This is a genomic window from Riemerella columbipharyngis (assembly GCF_900101995.1).
Classification (GTDB): Bacteria; Bacteroidota; Bacteroidia; order Flavobacteriales; family Weeksellaceae; genus Riemerella; species Riemerella columbipharyngis.
This window is the reverse complement of the sequence record NZ_FNAS01000003.1, coordinates 73,341-98,256: the sequence shown is the minus strand read 5'-3', so window position 1 is coordinate 98,256 and position 24,916 is coordinate 73,341. Positions and strand designations below refer to the sequence as shown.

Sequence of the window (24,916 nt, the reverse complement as noted above, 5' to 3'; positions counted from 1 at the left end):
CGCTCTATATAAAACACTTATCAAACAAAGAAATAATTTAAACTATAAAATCTTATGAGAAAAACTAAAGTCGCTATTCTAGCATTTTTATCTTTCGGAGTGATGGGATTTGCACAAGACAATCTTATCAAAAAAATTCAAAATAACAAATCGGATAAAGCAGGTTTTGAGTTCACTGTAGTGAAAGAAAATGGAGTCACTTCTGTAAAAGACCAAGGTAACTCCGGTACTTGCTGGAGCTATTCTGGAAACTCTTTTTTGGAATCTGAAATGATAAAAGCCGGTAAAAAACCGGTGGACTTAGCAGAAATTTTTACAGCAAGAAATTCTTACCATGACAAGGCTTATCTTTATGTTCTAAATGGTGGTGCTATCAACTGGGGAGACGGAGGCGAGCTTCACGATGTGGTAAATATGTATGCAAAATATGGGGCTGTACCGCAGTCTGCATATACGGGGCTTGTTTTAGGACAAAAAAGAAATGATTTCACAGAGATGCAAGCCATTTTAAAATCTATGCTTGAAGTCTATGTAAAAAATCCTTCGGGAAAAATTGCTCCAAACTGGATTTCAAATATAGATGCCATTCTGGACGACTACTTAGGCAAGTACCCAAGCGAGTTTACTTATAACGGAAAAAAATATACCCCAAAATCTTTTGCCAAAGAAGTAGTAGGACTCAACCCATCTGATTATGTAGAAATTTCTTCTTATAAAGGCTATCCTTTTTATAAAAAATTCGTTTTGCCTGTGGGGGACAATTGGAGCCACGAAAGCGTTTGGAATGTACCAATGGAAGACCTTACCAAAATCATTGATTATGCTTTGATGCACGGCTATACCGTAGGCTATGCTACCGATGTTACAGAACCTTATTTTTCATATAAAAACGGGGTAGCCTATGTACCAGACATTGATTTGGACAATATTACACGCGAAACGAGAGCAGAGCTTTTTACAGAGCCAAAACCAGAGAAAAAAATCACGCAAGATATGAGACAAGAGGCTCTTGAAAATCTTACAACCACAGACGACCACGGTATGCAAATCGTAGGATTAGCAAAAGACCAAAATGGAAAAGAATACTATATGGTAAAAAACTCTTGGGGAGCTACCAATGATTATTCCGGATACCTCTATGTCACCAAAGCTTATGTAATGTACAAATCTACCGCTATTCTGCTAAATAAAGGCGGAATACCTGCAGACATACTTAATAAGCTAAAACCAGATACCAACATAGGTCTATAACAAATTAAGAATAGTTAGGACCAACTTAAATAGTACCTGCATTCAGATTATATTTAAGCGTTGCTAATCAACTGTAAAACAAAAAGACGCTTAGAAAACTGAATGCAGGTATTTTTGCAAAAAAGCCCAAAACATCTTTAGAAAAACAAGAGATTAAAATAATGCATTTAGGGATTCGATTCATATCTAATAAAATTATCCATAACGATAGCAACACTGATATTAGGCTTAAAACAGTAATTTGACACCACCTATAAATAGTAACAAAAACATATTTCTATCTTGTACTATTAACACTAAAAAGCCTTTACTTTTCATCAATATTTAATACCTACAAACATTCTTGATAACAAAGACTAATAAGCAGACATTCTAACAAAAACCAAATTCACTTTTCTCCATTTCCTCCCAGTACTGATAAATATCATATAATGCTAATGCTGTGTTTTATGAAAAAGTTGTAATTTTATACAAGGAAATAAATCTTTTTTTATGATAAAAATTTCGGACTTAGAAAAAATGAATGACAGAGGTGAGCTGATGAATTACCTCTACAAACACAGAGCTGAAAATCCAAAATTTGACTCACTTATTGAAAAAGTAGAGTACGAAGAAGAGCTCAAATTACTACAAGCTGAACTCGTAAACCTCCAAAATTGGATTAAAAATAATGGTAAAAAATTAGCCATTATCTTTGAAGGTAGAGATGCCTCCGGAAAAGGAGGAACCATCAAGCGTTTTGCAGAACACCTTAATCCAAGAGCTATGAGGATCGTTGCCCTGAACAAGCCTACAGAGGTAGAGCGTGGACAGTGGTATTTCCGCAGATACATCAAAGAACTGCCTAATGCAGGTGAAATGGTATTTTTTGATAGAAGCTGGTACAATCGTGCCGTAGTAGAGCCTGTAATGGGATTTTGCACCCAAGAACAATACGAAGAATATATGGTACAAGTCCCGGAATTTGAGCATATGCTTTACGAGTCCGGTACTCATATTATCAAATTTTGGTTTTCTGTAAGCAAAGACGAGCAATTAGCACGCTTCAATAGCCGTCTGCAAGACCCTCTCAAGAAATGGAAATACAGTCCTGTAGATGAAAAAGGACAAGAGCTTTGGGATGAGTTTACCTTCTACAAAAATCAGATGTTCTCCCGTACTCACAATGCTTTCAGTCCTTGGGTTATCGTAAAATCGGACAACAAGAAAAAAGCAAGATTGGAAGCCATTAGGTATGTACTGAGCCAGTTCAATTACGACGACAAAGGGAAAAACGAAATCGCACTAAATCCTGACCCTACTGTGGTGCAGAGATATTTCAGAATGGTAAAACAAATCGATTTTTAATTTATTTAATGTATTAATGTATGGAAATTTCTAAAGAACAACATCATAAACTAAATAGTAAAAAAGGACTCTACGCCTTATTACAAAACCAGACTCTGGCACCCGAAAAAGCATTGCGTCTCATTAAATACGAAAAAAGATTAGCAAAACTACAAGAAGAATTGATAAAAATGCAAAACTGGGTAGTCGCTAATAAAATGAAAGTAGTCATCATCTTCGAAGGTAGAGATGCCGCAGGAAAAGGCGGTGCCATAAGGAGAATCACAGAGCATCTAAATCCGAGAGAACACAGAGTGGTAGCCTTACCGAGACCCGATGAAACAGAGCAAGGACAGTGGTACTTCCAAAGATATATCAATCAACTACCAAAATCCGGAGAGATTGTATTCTTTGACCGCTCTTGGTACAACCGTGCTGTGGTAGAGCCTGTAAACGACTTCTGTACTCAAGAAGAATACAACATCTTTATGGATCAAGTGAACGAGTTTGAAAAAATGCTCGTAAATTCAGGAATTATTTTGCTTAAGCTCTATTTTTCCATATCAAAAGACGAACAGAAAAAACGCTTTGCAGACATCATCAATAATCCTCTGAAAAAATGGAAATATAGCCCCGTAGATGAAAAAGCATTAGAGCTTTGGGATAAATACACCGAGTATAAAGAGAAAATGTTTATGGTTTCGGATACAGATTTAGCTCCTTGGAAAGTATTAAAAGCCAATAAAAAATCCAAAGCAAGAGTAGAAGCCTTAGAATACATTTTAAACAAAATCCCTTATCAGGTGAAAGACGATCAAGTCATTTCCCACCAAGAAATAGAAGATATAGATGAATAATTGCATAGAAAGCCGTTCTTTTTTGCACGGCTTTCTTTTTTTAATTCTACCTATTAGATGCTTTTATGCTGCCTGCAATTATTTCTAACACAAAGACATGGAGTAAAAACATTGAGAAATGTTTGGAACATATATAGTAAAGTTAGTAATTTTGGGCATAATTTTTGAAAAATGAAAAAATATTTTATAGCAATTGCAGTAGCTACTTTAGCAGTTTCTTGCCAAAAAATCCAACCAGAAGGAAACAAATCCATAATCAAAATGGAGCCGAACGAGACAAACTATATGGATTTAGAACAAAAATCTTCAAATGAAAAAGCTTCCCACTCAGAAGCCTCCAACGAAGAAGTAAACATAGACCTTAATGGGCAAGCTATCAAAGCTTTCAAAGGTGGGTTAGAAGACTCTGTCGTTTCGTTTCTTAAATCCGGAGCTTACAATACAGATACAGAAGACCAACTGAAAAACCAATGGTTTAACTTTGATCAAATTAACTTTAAGGTAGGCTCTGCAGATCAATTATTATCCGGCCAACAGCAAATTCAAAATCTTGCAGCTGTACTGAAAGCATATCCCAATGCCAAAATAAAAGTAGGAGGATATACCGATAAAACAGGGGACGAAACAGCCAACGAAGCATTATCCCAAAAAAGAGCAGATTTTATTAAATCTGAACTCACAAAAGCTGGCGTAGGTGCCCAAGTAGTATCCGCAGAGGGCTATGGAAGTAAGTTTGCTAAAGTACCTGCCACCGCTTCTAACGAAGAGAGAGCGTCTGACAGAAAAATGGCAATAAGATTTACGAAATAATAAATTCTAAAATACGAATCACATATGCTTCACAAATTGTGGAGCATATTTTGTATTGCATTTATCCAAATTTTATTACCTTTACTCAACCAAAAAATATATTCAATGTTAGAGACTCAAAATTACATCAAAGAAAACAAACAAAGATTCTTAGAAGAATTGATAGAACTTTTGAAAATCGCCTCTGTAAGTGCTGACCCTGCCTACAAAAATGAGGTTTTGGATTGTGCAGAAGCCGTAGCAAAACACTTAAAAAATGCAGGTGCAGACCAAGTGGAAATATGTACTACACCGGGAAATCCTATTGTTTTTGGGGAAAAGATTATTGATAAGAAACTCCCTACTGTTTTGGTTTACGGACATTATGATGTCCAGCCTGCCGATCCAATAGAACTCTGGAAGAGCGGTCCTTTTGAGCCTGTTGTAAAAAAGACCGAAATACACCCCGAAGGTGCCATTTTTGCACGAGGTTCTGCCGATGACAAAGGGCAGTTTTTTATGCATCTAAAAGCCTTTGAAGCAATGATGAAAACCAATATCCTGCCTTGCAATGTAAAATTCATCATTGAAGGAGAAGAAGAAGTAGGCTCTGTAAGTTTAGCCGGATTCTTAGAAGAAAATAAGGAGAAATTAGCCTGCGATGTTATCCTTATTTCAGACACCAGCCTCTACAATATGGAGCAACCTACCGTGACTACAGGGCTAAGAGGACTCAGCTATGTAGAAGTAGAAGTGGAAGGCCCTAATAGAGACCTGCATTCCGGTTTGTATGGTGGAGCTGTGCCAAACCCTATCAATGTCTTATGTCAAATGATTGGCAGCTTGATTGATGACAAAGGAAGGATTACCGTGGAAGGATTTTATGACAATGTAGAAACAGTATCCGATGCTGAACGCACTGAAATGAACAAACTAAAAGATAACCCCGAAGCTTATAAACAAGAAATAGGGCTAAAAGGATTACAAGGCGAAGAGGGCTATACCACTCTCGAGAGAACCTCCATCCGCCCTACACTGGATGTAAACGGCATATGGGGAGGCTATACCGGAGAAGGTGCTAAAACCGTAATTCCATCCAAAGCCTTTGCTAAAATTTCGATGAGGCTGGTTCCTTACCAAACTCCTGAAGAAATTACCGGAAAATTTGTAAATCATTTCAAAAAAATTGCACCGGACAGCGTAAAACTAAAAGTAACACCTCACCACGGAGGTATGCCTTATGTCCTTAAAAGCGATGCTCCTGAATTTTTAGCCGCTAAGAAAGCAATGGAAAAAGCCTTTGGAAAGGAAGTGTTACCATTCCGAAGCGGCGGAAGTATTCCTATCACTGCTTTATTCGAGCAAGTATTAGGTGCTAAATCCGTATTGATGGGCTTTGGACTAAGTACAGATGCTATACATTCACCTAATGAACACTATGGATTATCCAACTTCTACAAAGGTATAGAGAGTATCCCTTATTTTTTTAAATATTATACAGAATTAAAAAAATAAATTCAAATTTAATATTACATCACAAATATGTGGGATAATATTTATAAATAAAAAATGAAAAAGAATATTATTTTATCTCTAATCGGACTAATATTATTGACGGCTTGTAAAAATAACCACCCCAAACCTATTATTGGAGGAAACAAAGACGAATACGGGTGTTTAACTTCAGCAGGACAAACATGGAGCGAACTTAAACAAAGCTGCATTCAAGTTTTCAATGAAGGCAAAAGACTTAATCCTATTGACCATAAAGAAAATACCGCTACAATCAGTGCTTTTGTCCTTTTTAACGATGACCATTCAAAAGCAGAATTATTTTTGCCAGACGAGCATAATATTATCTTGGATAAAGTTTCGAATCAAATTTACCAAAAAGGCGAGGTTAAGTACGATAAAAAAAACGGTATGCTCTACCAGAAAGGTGTCGCGACTTACCAAAAAGAAAGAAAATAATTTTAACTATTAAACTAACATTATGAACTTAGAAAATAAAGTTGCTTATATTACAGGAGGAACCAAAGGAATCGGATTCGGCATTGCCGAAGTTTTAATTTCCAAGGGTATAAAAGTAGCTGTAAGTGGAAGAAATAAAGATGATGCAGAGAAGGCAGCCCGCCTGTTATCCAAAGATGGAACAATGGCCCTGGGCATCGCTTCTGATGTTAAGAATTTTCAAAACGAAGCAGAGGCTGTTCAGCAGATTACAGATAAGCTTGGGAGGTTAGACTTTGTTATTGCTAATGCAGGACTTGGCTATTTCAAGCCGGTAGATGAAATGACTTTGGAAGAGTGGAACAATATGGTGGATACCAATCTTACCGGAGTTTTCCACACACTAAAAGCCTCAGTAGAGGAACTCAAAAAAACGAAAGGCTACTTCATTAGTATTGCGAGTTTGGCAGGGATCAACTTTTTCGAGAATGCTTCCGGCTACAATGCTACAAAATTCGGTGTGGTAGGATTTACCCAGGCGGCAATGCTTGATTTAAGAAAATATGACATTAAAGTTTCCACCATTATGCCAGGATCGGTAGCATCTCACTTTAATGGAAATATCCCGTCTGAAAACGACAGCTGGAAAATACAACCCGAAGATATAGGAAATGTTGTTTTAGACTTATTAGAAATGAACCCAAGGGTTCTGCCAAGCAAAATAGAACTCCGCCCATCCCGCCCCAAATAAATAAATTTCTATGCAAAGAATAATTTGTTTTAGAAAAGATGATATACAGGATTATTTTTTTTAACTAAATTAGCAAAAGATAAAAATTTAAAATTCTTAATATGAAAATATTAGTATGTATCAGTAGTGTTCCGGATACTACTTCAAAAATTAACTTTACGGCGGACAAATCTGCTTTCGATAAAAATGGAATTCAATGGGTAATCAATCCCTTAGATGAATTTATGCTTACTAAAGCTATTAAACTGCAACAATCCCACGGTGCCAAAGTAACCGTAATAAATGTAGGAGATGCTTCCACAGATGCCGTGATAAGAAAAGCACTGGCAATAGGTGCAGACAATGCTATAAGAGTAAATACTGAAGCCAAAGACTCTTTCTCCACAGCCAAAGAAATAGCCAATGTAGTACAAACAGAAGACTATGATTTAATCTTATGCGGCAAGGAATCCATAGATTACAACGGGGGTGCCGTACCAGGAATCCTTGCACAGCTATTGGAATGTAGTTTCGTAAATGCTTGTGTAGGTCTTGAAATAAATGGAGAAGAGGCTACTGCCGTGAGGGAAATAGACGGAGGAAAAGAAACTGTAGTCGTAAAACTTCCTTTGGTAGTAGCAGGACAAAAAGGTTTAGTGGAAGAAAAAGAACTTATCATCCCTAATATGAGAGGAATAATGTCTGCCAGAACCAAACCTCTTAATATAAAAGAACCAATGGGTGCAGAAGTAAAAGTAGAAACGGTATCCTTTGATAGTGCTTCGCCGAGAGCTGCCGTAAAACTCTTTTCTCCAGATGATTTAGACGAATTAGTAAGGGCTCTTCACGAAGAAGCAAAAGTAATTTAGTCTCATCCATAAGTTTAATTTAAAAACAATAATAAAAAAATGTCAATATTCGTATATGCAGAAAATATAAATGGAGGATACAAAAAAGCAACTTTCGAGGCCGTATCTTATGCCAAATCCATTGCTGTGAAAACGGGAGATAAAGTAGTTGCTGTGAGTATTAACCCCATAGAGGCATCAGAACTACTATACAAATATGGTGCAGATAAAGTAATCCATATAAAAGACGAAAGTCTAAAAAATTTTAGTGCCAAAGCAATGGCAAAAGCTATTTCGGAAGTTTTTGAAAGTGGTATAATTATATTTCCTCACACTACAGATTCCTCTTCGGTTGCACCTATCCTTTCTGTAATGAAAAATTATGCGTTAATCACAAATGTTTTAGACATCCCTGAAAATACATTTCCATTCCAAGTAAAAAGAAAAGTATTCTCTGGAAAAGGATATATGTATGCTAAAGCCGGCACGCAGGGAGTTGTCCTTACTATCTCTCCGAATGCGTTTGGCATAAAGGAAAACTCTGTTTCCGGCATCGAAGAAATAAAAGAGCTTTCTATTTCTAATGAAGAGACCAAAGTCATTAGCCAAGAACAATCTATGGACAAATTGGACCTCAAAGAAGCAGAAATAGTAGTATCCGCAGGAAGGGGTATGAAAGGCCCTGAAAACTGGGGAATCATAGAAGATTTAGCAAATGTTTTGGGAGCGGCTACCGCTTGTTCCAAACCCGTATCGGATATCGGCTGGAGACCACACACAGAGCATGTGGGACAGACAGGGAAAGCCATTGCACCAAATCTCTATATCGCGGTAGGCATATCCGGAGCCATCCAGCATTTGGCAGGGGTTAATAGCTCCAAAACCATCGTAGTCGTGAATAACGATCCGGAAGCACCTTTCTTCAAAGCAGCAGACTACGGCGTGGTAGGAGATGCGTTCCAAGTGGTACCGGAGCTTACAGCGAAAATAAAAGCACTAAAAGGCTAATTTTAATCATAAAATACAGAAAAAGCACTATCCTAATCTTTGTGATAGTGTTTTTTTTATATATTTGTGCTAATGAATAGCGCATACACTTTAATGGTGTATTAATTTTAGAAATAATACTAAAAACTATATTATGAATATAAAAATAAAGCTTACGGTACTTAATTTTTTACAATTTGCAGTATGGGGGGCATATCTTACTTCTATGGGAAATTATTTAGGTTCTATAGGTTTAGGTTCAAATATAGGAATTTTTTACGCCATTCAAGGCGTCGTTTCTATCTTTATGCCAGCGATTATGGGAATTATTGCAGACAGATGGATCCCTGCCCAGAAATTATTGGGGATTTGTCATTTAGTAGCGGCAGGTTTTCTTGTTTCTGCAGGTTATTACGGAATGCAAACGGGTGAAAATGTAGAGTTTTCTAAATTATTTTTACTTTATTCATTATCCGTAATGTTTTATATGCCGACCATTGCATTATCTAATTCAGTAGCTTACAATGTTTTGGTGAATAATAATTATGATACGATAAAAGCCTTTCCGCCCATAAGAACCTTTGGGACTATTGGTTTTATTTTTGCAATGTTATTAGTAGATTTCTGTGGTTTTCAAGGTAGTTATGTACAATTTTACATATCTGGAATTTTTGGTCTTTTATTGTTTTTGTATTCTTTTACTTTACCGAATTGTCCAACCAATAGCAGTAGCGAAAAGAAGAGCCTTTCTGATGCGTTTGGATTAAAAGCATTTAGTTTGTTCAAGAACAAAAAAATGGCTGTATTCTTCATTTTCTCTATGCTTTTAGGGGTTTCCTTACAAATTACAAATGGCTATGCAAATCCTTTTATTTCGAGTTTTGAGAAAATACCGGAATATGCTGATACTTGGGGAGCACAACATGCCAATGCCCTTATTTCGTTGTCGCAAGTTTCGGAAACACTTTGTATCTTACTTATTCCTTTTTTCTTAAAGAAATTTGGGATAAAAAAGGTAATGTTAATGGCAATGTTTGCATGGGTGCTTCGTTTCGGTTTTTTTGCTTTGGGAAATCCGGGTAGTGGTGTAATGTTATTTGTTCTTTCAATGATAGTTTATGGTGCTGCATTTGACTTTTTTAATGTTTCGGGTTCGCTTTTTGTAGACAAAGAAACGACTAAAGATATTCGTTCTTCGGCACAAGGCGTTTTTATGATGATGACGAATGGTCTTGGAGCGACTGTCGGAATGCTTGGAGCAGGAGCTGTAGTAAATCATTTTGTTTTTTCTAAAACAGATATAACTGAGCAAATAGCAGGTTGGGAAACTTCATGGGCTATTTTCTCAGCTTATTCTTTTATAGTAATGATTCTTTTTGCTATTGTGTTTAAATACAAACACAATCCCAATGAAATAAAAGAGATAGGGCATTAAAACAAAAGCTTTTCCGTCTAAAGAAAACGATATCCACTACCTTTATAGATAGCTGTAAAATTGGTATTATTACCTGCTTAAATGGTCAAAACCTGTAATATTCAAGAATTAAAATTTCATAAAAAAATTGGGAAAGGATAACATATTCCCCTTTCCCAATTTAATTGTTTGCTTTATCCGTCGTAATACTTACTTAGGATAAACTATCTTTTATTTTTTATGAGCTTTTATGCTTACCTGAAGAGTGATTTCATTTTTTATCACCATATCTTTCATTGGAGACTTGAAACTTACGCCAAAATCCTCTCTGTTGATATCCGTAGGCTCTGTATTTAGAGAAACTTCATCATCAGAAGTTGTTACATTTGCATTAACTTTCAATGGTTTTGTCACTCCTTTTATAGTAAGATTTCCTTCTAAAACCGTATTATAATCTCCGCTACCTTTTTCCACTTTAGTAATTTCGTAAGTAGCCGTAGGATGCTTCTCTACACCGAAGAAATCATCACTTTTAAGATGATCGTCTAATTTTTGTGAATGCTCTGCATCATCAATAATATCTTGATTATGAAGAGATTTAACATCTGCTACGAAAGTACCGCTTTCCAGCATTCCATCTTTAATAGTGAGCTCTCCGCTTTGTAATTTCACATCTCCGTAGTGGCTTGTATTATCAGATTTCATTACCTTATAACCCTTCCACTCTATTTTACTTTCTACGGTATCTACCTCATAAACTGTACCATCTTTAGTAGTAGATACGGTATTGGACTCGCTAACCAATTTTTTATCTTTGCTACAAGATACCAAACATATTAAACCTAATGACGAAACAACCGCCAGACTAAATAATCTCTTTTTCATAAATATAATTTTATTTGCCCAAAAGTAATAAAATTTACGGTAACTACAAATAAAATTTCAGCTTTTTCTTTAGATACGAACAACAAAGAAAAAACCATATCTGATTTCAAAATAAATTAACCACGATACCCCCTCAATAGAAAACACTTTACCATATATTAACAAAAATTAATATAATTTTTTCTATAAATATTTTCAATTATTTTACGAAATTTGGGGCGATAAAAACTTAATGAAATCTTATGAAAGTTAATTTTACTAAAAAGACAGCACTCACAGCATTAGTGACGCTATCTACTGCTAGTGTTTATTTTGCTCAGAATGTTAAAGATTCTTTGCCAGAAAAGTCTAAAGACATTAAAGAGGTGGTTATCACTGGAGTAGCTGATATCGCTAAAGACCGAAAAACTCCCGTAGCAGTTTCCAACATAAAGGAAGCTCAGATTGTACAAAAATTAGGAAATCAAGAGTTTCCAGAAATTTTAAACACTACACCTTCTGTATATACCACAAAATCAGGTGGAGGATTCGGTGATTCAAGAATCACAATCAGGGGGTTTGACCAAGAGAATATTGCAGTACTCATCAATGGAGTTCCTATAAATGATATGGAAAATGGTAGAGTATATTGGTCTAACTGGGCAGGTCTATCAGATGTTACTTCCGATATGCAGGTACAGAGAGGACTTGGTTCTTCAAAATTGGCTATTGCATCCGTAGGAGGAACTATCAATATTCTTACGAAAGCTGCAGACAAAAGACAAATGGGAAAAGTAATGGTAGGGATAGGTAACGACGGTTATCTGAAGTCTCTATTTTCCTACAATACCGGTAAAACAGATAAAGGCTGGTCTTCTTCATTCTTAATGAGTAGAACTGCTGGTAGTACTTATGCAGATGGAACTAAATACGAAGGATACAATTACTACTTCGCTTTAGGCTTTCAACCGAATAAACAACACGATTTCCAATTTACCATCACAGGTGCACCACAGTGGCACAACCAAAGATCTTCTTCTGTTAAAATTTCAGATGCTATAAAATACGGAGGCACAGAAGACACTCCTAATAGAAGATACAACGCAGACTGGGGATACATTACCGGTTCAGACGGTATTGCGAGAGAATATTCTTTTAGAAAAAACTACTTCCACAAACCTATTTTATCCCTCAACTGGGACTGGAAAATATCCAGAACATCTAAACTCGCTACTGTACTCTATGCTTCATTTGGTAGAGGTGGTGGTACAGGTGATTTAGGAGGAGCTTGGACTGGCAATTTCAAACTTGATTCTAAAAAAGGAACTTATTCACCTATAATGACCTATGCATCGACCTTTAGAAATACTCAAGGCCTCTATGATTTTGATGCGATAATGGCTTACAACCAAGGTTACGATATGTCTCAATATGGAGTAGCCTTAAACCCTACACCTTATAATGCAGGAGCTTACCAAAATGTCATAGCTCCTGATGGAAGTACAGTAAGGGTTACTAGTGGTATCCTAAGAAGAGCGTCTATCAACTCCCACAACTGGTATGGTATCTTATCAAACTTTAGCAATAAAATAAATGATAATCTCAGATTCTCAGTAGGAATCGATTCTCGTTATTACAAAGGCTTCCACTACAGAGTAATAAGTGATTTTTTGGGTAATAATTCTTATACTGATTCATCTAATAAGAATATAAAAGCACCTAATATTATTTCAAATTCCTTCTCTACAGCCCCTAAATGGAATGCATTTGGTACCAAAGTAGATCCTGTAAAAGACCGTATCATATATTCTAACGACAGCGTTGTAAAATGGATAGGTGGATTTGGACAATTGGAATATTCTAACGAAAATTTATCCGCTTTCGTTCAAGGGTCTATCTCCGATCAAGGCTTCCAAAGAATAGATAGCTTTATGCTTCAGGGAGATACTTCAAAAGGAACAGACACAACTACAAAAACGAAATATCTTATCGGATACAATATAAAAGGTGGTTCCAACTTGAATATTGATAGAAACAATAATATCTTCGTAAATATAGGATATTATTCCAGACAACCATTCTTTGAGGCCGTTTATTTAAATAACACAAACAATGTTAATCCTGAACTTAAAAACGAAAAAATATTTTCAATAGAGTTTGGATATGGTTTCCGTTCTTCTATATTTAACGCCAACTTGAACTTATATAGAACAACTTGGAACGATCAGTTTAGAAGAGTTTCTTGGAATGATAATAGCGGAGCTCGCTTTACTGCAAATCTATTAGGACTAAACGAAATTCACCAAGGATTAGAGTTTGACTTTGATGCAAAACCTACTAAAATAATTCATTTTAATGGAATGTTTTCCATAGGTGATTATCACTATAACAATAATCCTACTGCCTATGCTTTAGACGACCAAACAAACCAAGTTATCAGCAAAAATACATTAGAAATTAAAAATTCTAAAGTAGGAAACAAAGCCCAAATGACTGCAAGTCTTGGTACCTCTATTCGTCCAACCAATTGGTTTAGCTTTAATGCAACTTACAGATATGCAGATAATCTTTACTCAAACTATGATCCTACAAGGGGTGGTGAGGCTATCAAACTTCCAGACTATGGATTATTAGATTTAGGGGCTAACCTTAAATGGAAACTTACAGCAAGACAAGAGTTTGTACTTAATGCCAATGTTTATAATGTGCTTGACAAAGTATATATCTCTGATATGTATACTAATATAGCAGCCGATGCAGATGCCTCCAAAAACTGGAACGGTATCAACAAAAACAACCTTGTTTACTTCGGATTTGGCAGAACATGGGCGGCTAGTCTTTCTTTCACATTCTAATAATTTAAAGTTTATAGTATTTTATAATCCTGGCGAAAAATAGTCAGGATTTTTTTATCTTTGTACAAATTTTTTCTATGGAACAAATAATATTTCATGCCCACGAAGGCTTTGCTTATCTTATCATTTTAGCAATTGCTCTATTTTTAATTGCACTATTCACTGTGATGTTCAGCTACTCTGGTAAAATTACCAAACAACTGAGAAAATCTACATTGATCACGATGATTTTGTTTCACACTCAGTTTTTGATAGGATTATTGATGCTGTTTGTAGCATCCCCTTTTATGAGTATCGTAAAATCTTCAGGAATGGGTGAGATTATGAAAACTGGAGTCTATCGTTTTCAGTATGTAGAACACCCTTTCTCTATGCTTGTGGCGGCGATACTTATGACGATTGTTAATAAAAAAGTAAAATCAAACGAAAGACTAACGCTTAAAATCGTTTTCATTGCTTTATTAGCCATTGCTTTAGTTATGATGATGATGCCTTGGTCAAAATTATTTCCTTAACCTTAATTAAACCTTAACACAAAATGAAAATCGCTGTAGTAGGAGCTACTGGAATGGTAGGACAAGTTATGCTAAAAGTTTTGGAAGAACGCCATTTTCCGGTTACCGAGCTTATACCTGTAGCATCAAGCAAATCCGTAGGAAAAACCGTTTCTTTCTGTGGTAAGGATTATCAAGTTGTTTACTTGGAAGAAGCTGTTAATATGAAACCTCAGATTGCTCTTTTCTCAGCAGGAGGAAATACTTCACTGGAATACGCACCTAAATTTGCCGAAGTAGGGACTTTTGTGGTGGACAACTCTTCCGCATGGCGTATGGATCCTGATAAAAAATTGGTAGTCCCTGAAATTAACGCCAATGTATTGACGCCAAATGACAAAATCATTGCAAACCCCAATTGCTCTACGATCCAGCTAGTAATGGTACTAAACCCTTTACACAAAAAATATAAAATCAAACGCGTAGTAGTATCCACTTACCAATCGGTTACAGGAACGGGGAAAGCCGCAGTAGACCAGCTCAATGGCGAAATAGAAGCCTCTGTAACAGGTAAAAAAACTATGGTAGAAAAGATATATCCTTACGAAATTTTTAAGAATGCTCTACCCCACTGCGATGTTTTTTCGGATAACGACTACACGAAAGAAGAGCTAAAACTAATGCGAGAGCCTATAAAAATTATGGGAGACGACTCTTTCCGGCTGACCGCTACCGCCGTTCGTGTACCTGTACAAGGGGGACATTCCGAAAGTGTGAATATAGAATTTGAAAATGATTTTGAACTTGACGAGGTGAAAAATATACTCTCTGCTACCTCCGGAGTCGTGCTTCAAGACGATATTACGCAAAACCACTACCCTATGTCTCTCTATTCCGAAGGAAAAGATGAAGTTTTTGTGGGCAGGATACGCCGAGATTTCTCTCAGCCCAACACTCTTAATTGCTGGATTGTAGCGGACAACCTTAGAAAAGGAGCGGCTACCAATGCCATTCAGATTGCCGAATATTTAGTAAAAGAAAAATTTGTATAATCATTATTTTTAAGACTATTTTCTTTTAAAATATATAATGGGTAAAATAGGCATTGTATTTTCCGGTGGCGGTATCAAAGGCTTGGCACACGCCGGTGTCTTAAAATTTTTGGAAGAAAAAGCCATTTACCCTGATGTCATTTCTTGTTGTAGTACTAGTTCTATAGTAGGAGGACTTTACGCTATTGGGAAAAAACCGGAAGAAATATTGGAGTTTTTCAAATCTATTTATTTTTTCCATTGGAAACATTCTGCTTTCAATATCGTCAAAGGTTTTTTCCAATTATTTAATCCCTATTTTCGATGAAATGACAATTGGAATGCTCGGCAAAACGATAAAAATAGTAGCTACAGAAATAATTACCGGCGAACAGAGGGTTTTCGGTAATAAAGCTCAAGTCGTAGATGCCATCATTGCCTCTTGCTCCATACCGGGGATAAGTACTCCATATAGAATTAAAAACGAAATATTCTGCGATGGAGGCGTACTCAATAACTTCCCTGCCGATATTATCGAAAAAAATTGCGATAAGCTAATTGGGGTATATGTATCGCCGCCCCAAGATATAAAGCCGGAAGACCTTAACAGTATAAAATCTGTTACAGCAAGAGCTTACGAACTCATATCCCACCGAATAGTGTCTTATAAATTCACCTATTGCGATTGGTTCATTACCTCCAAAAAACTTTGTCAATACGGTACTTTTGAAAGGAAAAATCAGCGGCTAGAAGAAATCTTTGAGATAGGCTATAATATTGCCAAACAAACTTTTGAGGAAGAAATATTTAAGGATTAAATCTCTCTTTCAATAGCTGAAACACTCTTCTGTCTATGGGTAATGTAAAAGGATTATCGCCCTCCAGAGACTTCCAAAGTACTTGCTTAATGCTGCTTTCCACTATCTTTAACATTGATAAATCTTCTACTTCTACGATATAATAAACCGTGAGCAGCTGCTCATTATTCCGAAACTTAGAAACAAGAAAATCTTCTTGCGTGTAAAAATGTTCTTTAATGGTAATGCTTAAGTTAAGTTCTTCTCTAAACTCCCTATGAAGGCAGTCGTGCAAGCCTTCTCCATACTCCAATCCGCCACCGGGTAACTTTATCAATTGTCTCCCTACATAAATTTCATCCAAAACCATCATTTCCTTATACCCATTAAGACAAATTCCATAGACTCTTATGTTGATGCGATTGATATCCATATTGTTTATTATTTTTGTGACAAAGTAAAACAAATTATGCTAAAAAAATACCATCCTCTGACATTAATTTTACTATGCCTTGTTTCTGTTATTTCGTGCAGCAAACCGCTTTATTCTTACCAAAATAATATACCTTACAGAACAGACCGCCCTCAGCAATACAAATATCTACCTCTAAAAAAGTACCTCTGCTCTCCCCTGCCTTACAAGCTCCGAGAAAGCTCCGGATTAACGATATTCCACCAACAGCTATTTTCTTTCAATGATAGTGGAAATGCCTCGGATTTGTTTGTCATTAACACAGAAAACAATACTCTGGAAACCATTAAAACCAACGCAGATAATAACGACTGGGAAGCCATTTCTGCTAAAAATGACACGCTATACATTGGCGATTTTGGAAATAACCTAGGCAATAGGAAAGACTTGGCAATATATGTTTTTCCCTATCAACAGGGTGAGTCTTGGCATTATTCCAAAAAAATCCCCTTCTACTACCCTACTCAAAAAGATTTTACACCCCGAAACATCAATCACAACTACGATATGGAAGCTATGGTGATTCATCAAAACGCTGTACAGCTCTTCTCCAAAGAATGGAAAAGCTATGATGTAACCCATTACGAATTATCATTAAACAAAACCAATAACCGCCCTGCCACTGTATTAGAAAAATATCATCTGGGCTATGCCGCTACTGGTGCTGCTTACCACGACAGCAGTCTCTATATCGTGGGCTATACCAAATTAGGTGCTATGTATCTGAGTATATTTAAGGAATCCTCGCCAAACAGATTTTTTAAAAACAAACCTCAAAAGTTCTATTTGGGTTCTGCACTTAGCATAGGACAAATAGAGGGCATAGCGGCTTCCGAAAAAGGACTCTTCCTATCCTGCGAAAAATTTAGGACTATCCCTGCATCTTTATACTTTATTCCTTATATTCAATTAAAATAATCTATATTTGCATAGACGAAATTTTGAACCCAAACCATAAATAGAAAGTGGCGAATATCGTAGAAGAAATAAAAAAGCCTATCAATAGTGAAATGAAACTTTTTGAACAAAAGTTTTACGAATCTATGCAGAGTAAAGTCCCGCTACTGGATAAAATAACGCGTTTCATCGTAACGACAAAAGGAAAACAGATGCGCCCAATGTTCGTATTTCTCTGTGCGAAACTTACAGGCGAAGTTACCGAAAAAACCTACCGCGGTGCTTCTATGATAGAGCTTATACACACAGCCACTCTGGTACACGACGATGTGGTAGATGAGAGTTTCAAAAGGCGAAACTTTTTTTCTATTAATGCCCTTTGGAAAAACAAAATAGCCGTGTTGGTGGGTGATTACCTCTTGTCCAAATCGGTTCTTCTTTCTACCGATAACAACGACCTTGATTTACTATCCGTAATATCCCGCACCATAAAGGAAATGTCCGAAGGCGAACTTTTGCAATTGGAAAAAGCCAGAAAATTAGACATTACCGAAGAGGTGTATTACGAAATCATCAGGCAAAAAACAGCTACTCTCATCGCTGCTTGTTGCGAAATAGGCGTTCTGTCCGGAAGTAAAGACCAAGCCTTAGCAAAAAAAATGCAAGAGTTCGGTACTTACACGGGAATGGCTTTTCAGATTAAAGACGACCTATTCGACTACCTAAGCAAGAATGTGATAGGAAAGCCCGTAGGTATAGATATCAAGGAGCAAAAAATGACGCTTCCGCTAATCTATACTCTAAAAAATACTGACGAAAAAAACAGGAAATATTATTTCAATACCATAAAACGCCACAATAATAATCCCGATCGTGTAAAAGAGCTTATTGATTTTGTGAAAAAATCAGGAGGATTAGACTATGCCATAGGGGTAATGAAAGACTTCCAAACCAAAGCAAAAAATATCCTTAACGAATTTCCAGACAGCGATGCTAAAAAGGCATTGAACCTAATGCTTGACTATGTCATAGAGCGAAAATTTTAGGTCTAAGACCATACTGCGACTATAACATTTTTTAACATTATCAATTCATCTATTTTTAGTATCTTTGTCATTGTAAATAAATTTTAAGATGAGTAAAAAACAATATACCGCAAGTAGTATCCAGTCTTTGGAGGGGATAGAGCATGTGAGGCTGAGACCCTCTATGTATATAGGTGATGTAGGCTCCAGAGGGCTTCACCATTTGGTTTATGAAGTAGTGGACAACTCTATAGACGAGGCATTGGCAGGCTACTGCGATACCATTACAGTTACAATCCACGAGGGAAATTCTGTAAGTGTAAAAGATAATGGTCGAGGTATCCCCGTAGATTTTCACGAAAAGGAACAACGCTCTGCCCTTGAGGTGGTAATGACCAAAATAGGTGCCGGAGGTAAGTTTGACAAAGATTCTTATAAAGTATCCGGAGGACTTCACGGTGTAGGGGTTTCGTGTGTGAATGCTCTTTCTACAAGCACTATTGCAACCGTTTATAGAGACGGAAAAGTATATCAACAAAAATATTCCAAAGGGAAAGCATTAGACGATGTACAAGTAATCGGAGAAACTACCGAGAGAGGAACAGAAGTGTTCTTCCAGCCCGATGATTCCATCTTTAACGAATTGGTTTACAATTATGATACACTTGCTACAAGACTAAGAGAATTAGCGTATCTCAACAAAGGGATTAGCATAACCATTACCGACGAACGAAACAAAGACGAAAAAGGAAATTTCATAACAGAAACCTTTCATTCCGAGGGCGGACTAAAAGAGTTCGTAGAGTTCCTTGATGGCAACAGAGAAGCCATTATGGAAAATGTAATCTGTATGGAGGGCGAAAGAGACGATATCCCTGTGGAAGTAGCAATGAGGTACAACACTTCTTTCAACGAAAATCTGTACTCGTATGTCAATAATATCAATACCCACGAAGGAGGTACTCACCTGACAGGTTTCAGAAGAGCACTAACAAGAACTCTGAAAAAGTATGCAGACGACCTCGGACTTCCTCAGAAAGAAAAAGTAGAAGTAACGGGTGATGACTTCCGTGAGGGGCTTACCGCTGTGATTTCCGTTAAAGTAATGGAGCCGCAGTTTGAAGGACAGACAAAAACCAAGCTCGGAAACTCGGAAGTATCCGGTGCCGTAGATAAAATAGTAGGCGAAATGCTTACAAACTTCTTGGAAGAAAACCCAAATGAAGCCAAACAAATTGTACAAAAAGTAGTCCTTGCCGCTAAAGCCAGACAAGCCGCTAAAAAAGCCCGCGAAATGGTTCAGCGGAAATCCCCTATGGGAGGAGTCGGGCTGCCAGGTAAACTTTCGGATTGTTCTTCCAAAGACCCATCTATTTCCGAAATATTCCTCGTAGAGGGAGACTCTGCCGGTGGTACGGCAAAACAAGGAAGAGATCGTCTTTTCCAAGCTATCCTGCCTCTAAGAGGTAAGATTTTGAATGTAGAAAAATCGATGCTTCACAAAGTCTATGACAACGAAGAAATAAAAAATATCTATACGGCATTAGGCGTAAGCGTAGGTACGGAAGAAGATAGCAAAGCCCTCAATCTTAGCAAACTCCGCTACCACAAAATCGTAATTATGACGGATGCGGATATAGATGGCTCGCATATTTCTACCCTTATCCTGACTTTCTTCTTCAGATATATGAAAGAACTGATAGAGCAAGGCTATGTCTATATTGCATCTCCGCCACTCTACCTTCTCAAAAAAGGAAACAAAAAAGTCTATGCTTGGAACGAAAAAGACAGAGAAGAAAAAACTTTAGAAATGTCTCCGGATGGCAAAGGTGTAGAAGTACAACGCTACAAAGGTCTTGGTGAAATGGACCCCGAACAGCTATGGGAAACTACCCTAAACCCAGAAAACAGAATTCTGAAACAAGTAAATATAGAAAATGCAGGGGAAGCAGACCGTATATTTTCTATGCTAATGGGCGATGAAGTTCCACCAAGACGAGAGTTTATTGAAAAAAACGCTATCTATGCAAACATAGATGCATAAGCTCTAAATACAAAAAAAATAGTAATACGGCTCCTGATTATTGAGCTGTATTTTTTTTATACCTTTGTATAATAGTAATATAAACTCCTTTAAATAGGTACTACTCACCCAACATCGGAAATTACATTAGCCAAGACCCTATTAGACTGGCAGGAAATAACCCTACGCTGTATGCGTATGTTTTCGATAGTAACTCGGAGGTTGATGTTTGGGGGTTGGAGTGTTGGAAAACAGCCAAGGAAAATTATTGGAAAGCAAAGTATGCTGAAGAAATGTTAAATACAACAGGGAAGTATTCGCCTAATAATTTAGCTTTAATGAAACGAGGAAATGCCCCCAGAATGAAAGTTGAGGTGTCTGATGCTTTAGGATATAAGAAAATTGTTGATATTCCTATTGAATTACATCACACAAATTTGCCTCAAAGATTAAATACTCCGAAAGTTAATGAAGCATGGAATTTGACAGAAGTTACGCCTTGGGGGCATGCGAGTATGGACTCTTATAGAAAATTAGGGAATAATTTTAAATTGGTTCGAATTATCAATGGTACAAATTCTTGGTAAATATGGAAATCAACAACATAGTAAATGGATTAAAGCATCTCTCAGAAGGACTTTTTAAGCCCGAAGAATGGATTAATTGGTGGGAGCAAAATGACAACCTTGTTAAATTATTTTTACCGCCGAGATGGTATTTAAAAATCAAGCCTAAGATGTCTCAAGGATTAGTCGGTGCTACATTAATATCCCAAAATGCTGCTCGTGAATATTTGAAATCTATAAATCAACCTTATAACGAAAGTCCGCATATCAATTATGCAGAGGAATATAGGAAACAAATAGACCTAATTTCTTTAGAGTATGACAAATGTAATCTTAATGACTTTGATTCAAAATTTTTTAGATTAAAGCAAACTTACCCTGTTTTCTTCGTCTCAATGAAAAAACATCTGTCGAAAAATGATATTGTGGAAAATAATTTAGCCGAAGACAACTTAGCTTCATCATATTTCTATAGATTATTACACGAAGATGTGCTTACCTTTTTTTACTGTATTTCACAACTGAAAATGGAAAATACTTTTATTGGGGTTAATATGTTAGAGTTGCGGGGAGAATATATTAAAATCGGAGAATTATGGTTGAATAGTGATGGAGACGAGCTATATATCAGACCTCACGAAAGTGCCGTATATTTTCACGATATAGGTAAAAACGAAATGTATATTTTGAATAATTCATTTTATTTATTTGTTGAGAATGATTTGAGTAAATTTATTTCTAAATAAATATATGCAAATCTTTTCCTAAGCGAATATATAAATAACCCGACACTCTATGCGTATTGGCAAATCCGGACAGTTGCTCAAAGATGAGGACTATTTCTATCATTATGACGGAGAGGGCAACCTCATACTCAAAAGCAGACGGGATTTGACTGCTGTTGAACATAGCAAAGAGCGTACAGGCTGGCTCTCTTTCGGTAGTTCGGAGAAGAAAAAGTCGGAGAACTTGTATGCTTGGCAGGCAGGTGATACCGCCTACGAGTGGTATGGTAACGGTATGCTCAAAAGCGTGAGGACGCCCGAAGGCGAGACCGTCAGGTTTGAGTATGATGCCTTGGGACGAAGAATGCTCAAGGAAACTTACAGCACTTGTTACCGTTATGCTTGGGATAATAACGTGCTGTTGCACGAGTGGCATTATCCAAGAAGGGAGCGTCCGAGAAAGCGGCAGGATGAGTTGGAACGAATTGTCTATGAGGACAAGGAGCCCTATACGCATATGACCACTTGGGTGTATGATGGCACGAGTTTCACCCCTGTTGCCAAATTGACCGATGAGGACAGTTACAGCATCGTGCAGGACTATATGGGTACTCCGATACAGGCTTTTGACAGCAAGGGAAATGTGGTTTGGGACTGTGTTTTGGACATCTATGGAGATGTGCTTGAATTGCGTGGAAACAGATGTTTTATCCCATTCCGTTATCAAGGACAATATGAGGATGAGGAAACTGGGCTGTATTACAACAGGTTTAGGTATTACTCACCCAACATCGGAAATTACATTAGCCAAGATCCTATTGGTTTATTAGGAGGATTGAATACCTATACATATGTGAAAGAGTCAATAGGTTTGTTGATATATTTGGGTTAGCTGACTTTTATGTCACAGAAGGTGGAGTTATAATTCCATCAAAAGGTTATAGATATATGCCGAGTGATGCCTCATATATAGAAAATTTGAAGAAAACAATGGAGATACCAGCCAATCTAAATGGAACATATTTTTCATTTGATAAATAAGATTCATCTAGTATAGCTAGTTCAAAATTACAAGTCCCACACGATGCTGCTATTCGAGGTAGCTTTGATACATTACAAATAATAGATGATGTGAGTGTTCCTAAAGGCAATTGGGGAAAGGCAGATTGGTATGAACCTATAACAAAAGATTTTATGGAATTTGGAGAAGGAGGAGCGACTCAGGCAATAACAAGCAAACCTATAAAATTAGATGACATTGTTGATATAAGTAGTTGTAAATAATATTATTATGAAAAATCTTCCCCCGTTTGCAAGTAAACTTGATTTAGAAAAATGTATAGATGTTGTAAAAACTGAGGCAAAATTACAAAACTTAAATTTTAAAACTTCGAAAGACCTCTTTTATCAATGCGTCACATTGGTTGGTTGAATATGCCCTACTATCAACACACTTATTTTTTTAAAGATTTATCAGTTAATTCTTATATTTGCATCAACGAAAGATAAAATCTTAGTAAAAATGAAATACAAAAGAATATTACTAAAGCTAAGTGGAGAGGCTCTAATGGGGAATCTCCAGTACGGAATAGACAACGAAAGACTCAATATCTACGCCGCAGAAATAAAAAAAGTGGTAGACGCTGGCTGTGAAGTTGCCATAGTAATAGGAGGAGGAAATATATTCCGAGGCTTGGCTGCTGCAGCAAAAGGTATGGACCGAGTACAGGGCGACTATATGGGAATGCTCGCTACAGTAATCAACGGAATGGCCCTGCAGGGAGCATTAGAAGACCAAGGAGTGAAAACCCGACTCCAGTCTGCGATAGAAATGGACAAGGTAGCAGAGCCGTTTATCAAAAGGAGAGCGACAAGACATTTGGAGAAAGGTAGAGTGGTCATCTTTGGAGCAGGTACGGGAAACCCTTATTTTACTACGGATACTGCCGCTACGCTTAGAGCTATAGAAATAGGCGCAGATGTAATCCTGAAAGGTACTCGCGTAGACGGAATCTACGACAGCGACCCCGAGAAAAATAAAGATGCCGTGAAATTCAACAGCATATCCTTTGAAGATGTGTACAAAAAAAATCTCAAAGTAATGGATATGACGGCGTTTACTCTCAGCCACGAAAACAAACTGCCTATCATCGTTTTTGATATGAACAAAAACGGAAACCTCCTGAAAGTAGTAAACGGCGAAGAAGTAGGTACTTTGGTTAATAACGAGTAAACCGCCTATCCACCTTGAAACAAATAGAAATGTGTAATTTATCAAACTATCAATATACAATGGAAGAATTAAATTTAATAATGGATAATGCCCAGCAGGAAATGAATGCCGCCATCAAACATTTGGAACACGCTTTCCTTAAAATCCGTGCAGGGCGTGCATCTACTACTATGGTACAAGATGTAATGGTTGAATATTATGGAAGTATGACGCCCATCAACCAAGTGGCAAATATCTCTATTCCGGATGCTATGACGATCTCTATACAGCCTTGGGACAGAAATGCTTTGAAAGATATAGAAAAAGCTATTGTAAATGCAAATTTAGGCTTTGCACCTTCCAATAACGGAGAAGTTATTATTCTAAATGTTCCTCCCCTTACCGAAGAACGAAGAAAAGACCTTGCCAAACAAGCAAAAGCAGAATCTGAACAAACTAAAATAACGGTGAGAAATGCAAGACAGGAGGCAATGAAAGAACTAAAAAAATTAGAAGGAATTTCTGAAGATGTCATTAAAGACACAGAAAACGATATCCAGGAGTTGACCAACAAATATATCACTAAAATAGACGAACACTTCAAAGTGAAGGAAGAAGACATTATGAAAATATAAACTTCTAAGACTAAAACGATAAAAAAGCTGCCGAGTGCAGCTTTTTTTATACCTTGCTTATACATAAAAACAGCCAAAAAAAATTCTTGTAAAACAAACTTTACTCGAATAGAAAAATCCGCTGAAAAATTAAATGAAGAAAAAGATTTTATGCCCTATTGTCAAAAA

At 36.8% G+C, this 24,916-nt stretch carries 26 protein-coding genes; 24 read left to right on the top strand and 2 right to left on the bottom strand.

The window, feature by feature from the left end:
* Positions 1-54 precede the first annotated feature (54 nt).
* The 10 genes from BLS89_RS02905 to BLS89_RS02860 all read left to right on the top strand — a co-directional run bounded on the left by BLS89_RS02905 (position 55) and on the right by BLS89_RS02860 (position 10,173).
* Complete coding sequence (locus BLS89_RS02905; RefSeq protein WP_092736014.1) at positions 55-1,251, top strand: C1 family peptidase; 1,197 nt, start codon at positions 55-57, stop codon at positions 1,249-1,251.
* A gap of 492 nt (positions 1,252-1,743) precedes the next feature.
* Entirely contained in the window at positions 1,744-2,598 is an 855-nt protein-coding gene (gene ppk2 / locus BLS89_RS02900) for a polyphosphate kinase 2 (RefSeq protein WP_092736013.1), read from the top strand.
* 20 nt (positions 2,599-2,618) lie between these two features.
* The gene (gene ppk2 / locus BLS89_RS02895; RefSeq protein WP_092736012.1) at positions 2,619-3,434 is read left to right on the top strand and encodes a polyphosphate kinase 2; all 816 of its coding nucleotides are present in this window, start codon (positions 2,619-2,621) and stop codon (positions 3,432-3,434) included.
* Positions 3,435-3,605: 171 nt separating this feature from the next.
* Positions 3,606-4,244, top strand: coding sequence for an OmpA family protein (locus BLS89_RS02890; protein ID WP_092736011.1), 639 nt, complete (start codon positions 3,606-3,608; stop codon positions 4,242-4,244).
* A gap of 105 nt (positions 4,245-4,349) precedes the next feature.
* Positions 4,350-5,738, top strand: coding sequence for a dipeptidase (locus BLS89_RS02885; RefSeq protein WP_092736010.1), 1,389 nt, complete (start codon positions 4,350-4,352; stop codon positions 5,736-5,738).
* 54 nt (positions 5,739-5,792) lie between these two features.
* A complete protein-coding gene (locus BLS89_RS02880) occupies positions 5,793-6,194 on the top strand; it encodes a hypothetical protein (RefSeq protein ID WP_092736009.1) in 402 nt (133 codons plus the stop codon).
* 22 nt (positions 6,195-6,216) lie between these two features.
* On the top strand, positions 6,217-6,924 hold the full coding sequence (locus BLS89_RS02875; protein ID WP_092736008.1) for an SDR family oxidoreductase: 708 nt from the start codon (positions 6,217-6,219) through the stop codon (positions 6,922-6,924).
* A gap of 101 nt (positions 6,925-7,025) precedes the next feature.
* Positions 7,026-7,772, top strand: a complete 747-nt coding sequence (locus BLS89_RS02870; RefSeq protein ID WP_092736007.1) for an electron transfer flavoprotein subunit beta/FixA family protein — start codon at positions 7,026-7,028, stop codon at positions 7,770-7,772.
* A gap of 39 nt (positions 7,773-7,811) precedes the next feature.
* Positions 7,812-8,759, top strand: coding sequence for an electron transfer flavoprotein subunit alpha/FixB family protein (locus tag BLS89_RS02865; protein ID WP_092736006.1), 948 nt, complete (start codon positions 7,812-7,814; stop codon positions 8,757-8,759).
* Positions 8,760-8,892: 133 nt separating this feature from the next.
* Positions 8,893-10,173: an MFS transporter gene (locus tag BLS89_RS02860; RefSeq protein WP_092736005.1), complete on the top strand. Its 1,281-nt coding sequence runs from the start codon at positions 8,893-8,895 to the stop codon at positions 10,171-10,173.
* Between the two features lie 210 nt (positions 10,174-10,383).
* On the opposite strand, the gene BLS89_RS02855 is transcribed toward BLS89_RS02860, so the two are convergent.
* Complete coding sequence (locus BLS89_RS02855; protein WP_092736004.1) at positions 10,384-11,037, bottom strand: YceI family protein; 654 nt, start codon at positions 11,035-11,037, stop codon at positions 10,384-10,386.
* 242 nt (positions 11,038-11,279) lie between these two features.
* Between BLS89_RS02855 and BLS89_RS02850 the strand changes: the two genes are divergently transcribed.
* From BLS89_RS02850 to BLS89_RS10915, 5 genes are all read left to right on the top strand, one after another.
* Positions 11,280-13,871, top strand: coding sequence for a TonB-dependent receptor (locus BLS89_RS02850; RefSeq protein WP_092736003.1), 2,592 nt, complete (start codon positions 11,280-11,282; stop codon positions 13,869-13,871).
* A gap of 77 nt (positions 13,872-13,948) precedes the next feature.
* Positions 13,949-14,386 carry a hypothetical protein gene (locus BLS89_RS02845; RefSeq protein ID WP_092736002.1) on the top strand — a complete coding sequence of 146 codons (438 nt, stop codon included), beginning with the start codon at positions 13,949-13,951 and terminating at the stop codon, positions 14,384-14,386.
* A gap of 23 nt (positions 14,387-14,409) precedes the next feature.
* Positions 14,410-15,417 carry an aspartate-semialdehyde dehydrogenase gene (locus tag BLS89_RS02840; RefSeq protein WP_092736001.1) on the top strand — a complete coding sequence of 336 codons (1,008 nt, stop codon included), beginning with the start codon at positions 14,410-14,412 and terminating at the stop codon, positions 15,415-15,417.
* A gap of 37 nt (positions 15,418-15,454) precedes the next feature.
* Complete coding sequence (locus BLS89_RS10920) at positions 15,455-15,724, top strand: patatin-like phospholipase family protein (RefSeq protein ID WP_245688802.1); 270 nt, start codon at positions 15,455-15,457, stop codon at positions 15,722-15,724.
* A 1-nt stretch (position 15,725) separates the two neighbouring features.
* Positions 15,726-16,214, top strand: a complete 489-nt coding sequence (locus BLS89_RS10915; protein WP_245688800.1) for a patatin-like phospholipase family protein — start codon at positions 15,726-15,728, stop codon at positions 16,212-16,214.
* Here BLS89_RS10915 and BLS89_RS02830 read toward each other — a convergent pair.
* Positions 16,204-16,626, bottom strand: coding sequence for an NUDIX domain-containing protein (locus BLS89_RS02830; RefSeq protein WP_092736000.1), 423 nt, complete (start codon positions 16,624-16,626; stop codon positions 16,204-16,206). The two genes, BLS89_RS10915 and BLS89_RS02830, sit on opposite strands and share 11 nt — an antisense overlap.
* Before the next feature lie 36 nt (positions 16,627-16,662).
* Here BLS89_RS02830 and BLS89_RS02825 point away from each other — a divergent pair, with 36 nt between their 5' ends.
* The 9 genes from BLS89_RS02825 (at position 16,663) to frr (ending at position 24,748) form a co-directional block, all read left to right on the top strand.
* Positions 16,663-17,583, top strand: a complete 921-nt coding sequence (locus tag BLS89_RS02825; RefSeq protein WP_092735999.1) for a hypothetical protein — start codon at positions 16,663-16,665, stop codon at positions 17,581-17,583.
* Positions 17,584-17,630: 47 nt separating this feature from the next.
* Complete coding sequence (locus BLS89_RS02820; protein WP_092735998.1) at positions 17,631-18,608, top strand: polyprenyl synthetase family protein; 978 nt, start codon at positions 17,631-17,633, stop codon at positions 18,606-18,608.
* An 88-nt stretch (positions 18,609-18,696) separates the two neighbouring features.
* Positions 18,697-20,631: a DNA topoisomerase (ATP-hydrolyzing) subunit B gene (gene gyrB / locus BLS89_RS02815; RefSeq protein WP_092735997.1), complete on the top strand. Its 1,935-nt coding sequence runs from the start codon at positions 18,697-18,699 to the stop codon at positions 20,629-20,631.
* 215 nt (positions 20,632-20,846) lie between these two features.
* Entirely contained in the window at positions 20,847-21,197 is a 351-nt protein-coding gene (locus BLS89_RS02810) for a hypothetical protein (protein ID WP_092735996.1), read from the top strand.
* A gap of 2 nt (positions 21,198-21,199) precedes the next feature.
* Positions 21,200-21,922 (top strand): hypothetical protein, encoded by a 723-nt coding sequence (locus BLS89_RS02805; RefSeq protein ID WP_092735995.1) that lies wholly within the window; start codon positions 21,200-21,202, stop codon positions 21,920-21,922.
* A 49-nt stretch (positions 21,923-21,971) separates the two neighbouring features.
* Positions 21,972-22,793 carry an RHS repeat domain-containing protein gene (locus BLS89_RS11275; protein ID WP_092735994.1) on the top strand — a complete coding sequence of 274 codons (822 nt, stop codon included), beginning with the start codon at positions 21,972-21,974 and terminating at the stop codon, positions 22,791-22,793.
* Positions 22,794-23,032: 239 nt separating this feature from the next.
* Positions 23,033-23,185, top strand: coding sequence for a hypothetical protein (locus tag BLS89_RS10560; protein WP_176763227.1), 153 nt, complete (start codon positions 23,033-23,035; stop codon positions 23,183-23,185).
* Between the two features lie 238 nt (positions 23,186-23,423).
* Entirely contained in the window at positions 23,424-24,134 is a 711-nt protein-coding gene (pyrH, locus tag BLS89_RS02795) for a UMP kinase (protein ID WP_092735993.1), read from the top strand.
* A gap of 59 nt (positions 24,135-24,193) precedes the next feature.
* Positions 24,194-24,748 carry a ribosome recycling factor gene (gene frr, locus BLS89_RS02790; protein ID WP_092735992.1) on the top strand — a complete coding sequence of 185 codons (555 nt, stop codon included), beginning with the start codon at positions 24,194-24,196 and terminating at the stop codon, positions 24,746-24,748.
* Positions 24,749-24,916 lie beyond the last annotated feature (168 nt).

Coding starts and splice junctions, on each gene's coding strand:
- BLS89_RS02905 (WP_092736014.1), top strand. CDS start 55: ATGAGAAAAACTAAAGTCGCTATTCTAGCATTTTTATCTTTCGGAGTG.
- BLS89_RS10920 (WP_245688802.1), top strand. CDS start 15,455: ATGGGTAAAATAGGCATTGTATTTTCCGGTGGCGGTATCAAAGGCTTG.
- BLS89_RS11275 (WP_092735994.1), top strand. CDS start 21,972: ATGCGTATTGGCAAATCCGGACAGTTGCTCAAAGATGAGGACTATTTC.
- BLS89_RS02865 (WP_092736006.1), top strand. CDS start 7,812: ATGTCAATATTCGTATATGCAGAAAATATAAATGGAGGATACAAAAAA.
- BLS89_RS10915 (WP_245688800.1), top strand. CDS start 15,726: ATGACAATTGGAATGCTCGGCAAAACGATAAAAATAGTAGCTACAGAA.
- ppk2 (WP_092736012.1), top strand. CDS start 2,619: ATGGAAATTTCTAAAGAACAACATCATAAACTAAATAGTAAAAAAGGA.
- BLS89_RS02855 (WP_092736004.1), bottom strand. CDS start 11,037: ATGAAAAAGAGATTATTTAGTCTGGCGGTTGTTTCGTCATTAGGTTTA.
- BLS89_RS02840 (WP_092736001.1), top strand. CDS start 14,410: ATGAAAATCGCTGTAGTAGGAGCTACTGGAATGGTAGGACAAGTTATG.
- BLS89_RS02880 (WP_092736009.1), top strand. CDS start 5,793: ATGAAAAAGAATATTATTTTATCTCTAATCGGACTAATATTATTGACG.
- pyrH (WP_092735993.1), top strand. CDS start 23,424: ATGAAATACAAAAGAATATTACTAAAGCTAAGTGGAGAGGCTCTAATG.
- gyrB (WP_092735997.1), top strand. CDS start 18,697: ATGAGTAAAAAACAATATACCGCAAGTAGTATCCAGTCTTTGGAGGGG.
- BLS89_RS02875 (WP_092736008.1), top strand. CDS start 6,217: ATGAACTTAGAAAATAAAGTTGCTTATATTACAGGAGGAACCAAAGGA.
- BLS89_RS02805 (WP_092735995.1), top strand. CDS start 21,200: ATGGAAATCAACAACATAGTAAATGGATTAAAGCATCTCTCAGAAGGA.
- BLS89_RS02885 (WP_092736010.1), top strand. CDS start 4,350: ATGTTAGAGACTCAAAATTACATCAAAGAAAACAAACAAAGATTCTTA.
- ppk2 (WP_092736013.1), top strand. CDS start 1,744: ATGATAAAAATTTCGGACTTAGAAAAAATGAATGACAGAGGTGAGCTG.
- BLS89_RS02830 (WP_092736000.1), bottom strand. CDS start 16,626: ATGGATATCAATCGCATCAACATAAGAGTCTATGGAATTTGTCTTAAT.
- BLS89_RS02890 (WP_092736011.1), top strand. CDS start 3,606: ATGAAAAAATATTTTATAGCAATTGCAGTAGCTACTTTAGCAGTTTCT.
- frr (WP_092735992.1), top strand. CDS start 24,194: ATGGAAGAATTAAATTTAATAATGGATAATGCCCAGCAGGAAATGAAT.
- BLS89_RS02860 (WP_092736005.1), top strand. CDS start 8,893: ATGAATATAAAAATAAAGCTTACGGTACTTAATTTTTTACAATTTGCA.
- BLS89_RS02870 (WP_092736007.1), top strand. CDS start 7,026: ATGAAAATATTAGTATGTATCAGTAGTGTTCCGGATACTACTTCAAAA.
- BLS89_RS02845 (WP_092736002.1), top strand. CDS start 13,949: ATGGAACAAATAATATTTCATGCCCACGAAGGCTTTGCTTATCTTATC.
- BLS89_RS02825 (WP_092735999.1), top strand. CDS start 16,663: ATGCTAAAAAAATACCATCCTCTGACATTAATTTTACTATGCCTTGTT.
- BLS89_RS02850 (WP_092736003.1), top strand. CDS start 11,280: ATGAAAGTTAATTTTACTAAAAAGACAGCACTCACAGCATTAGTGACG.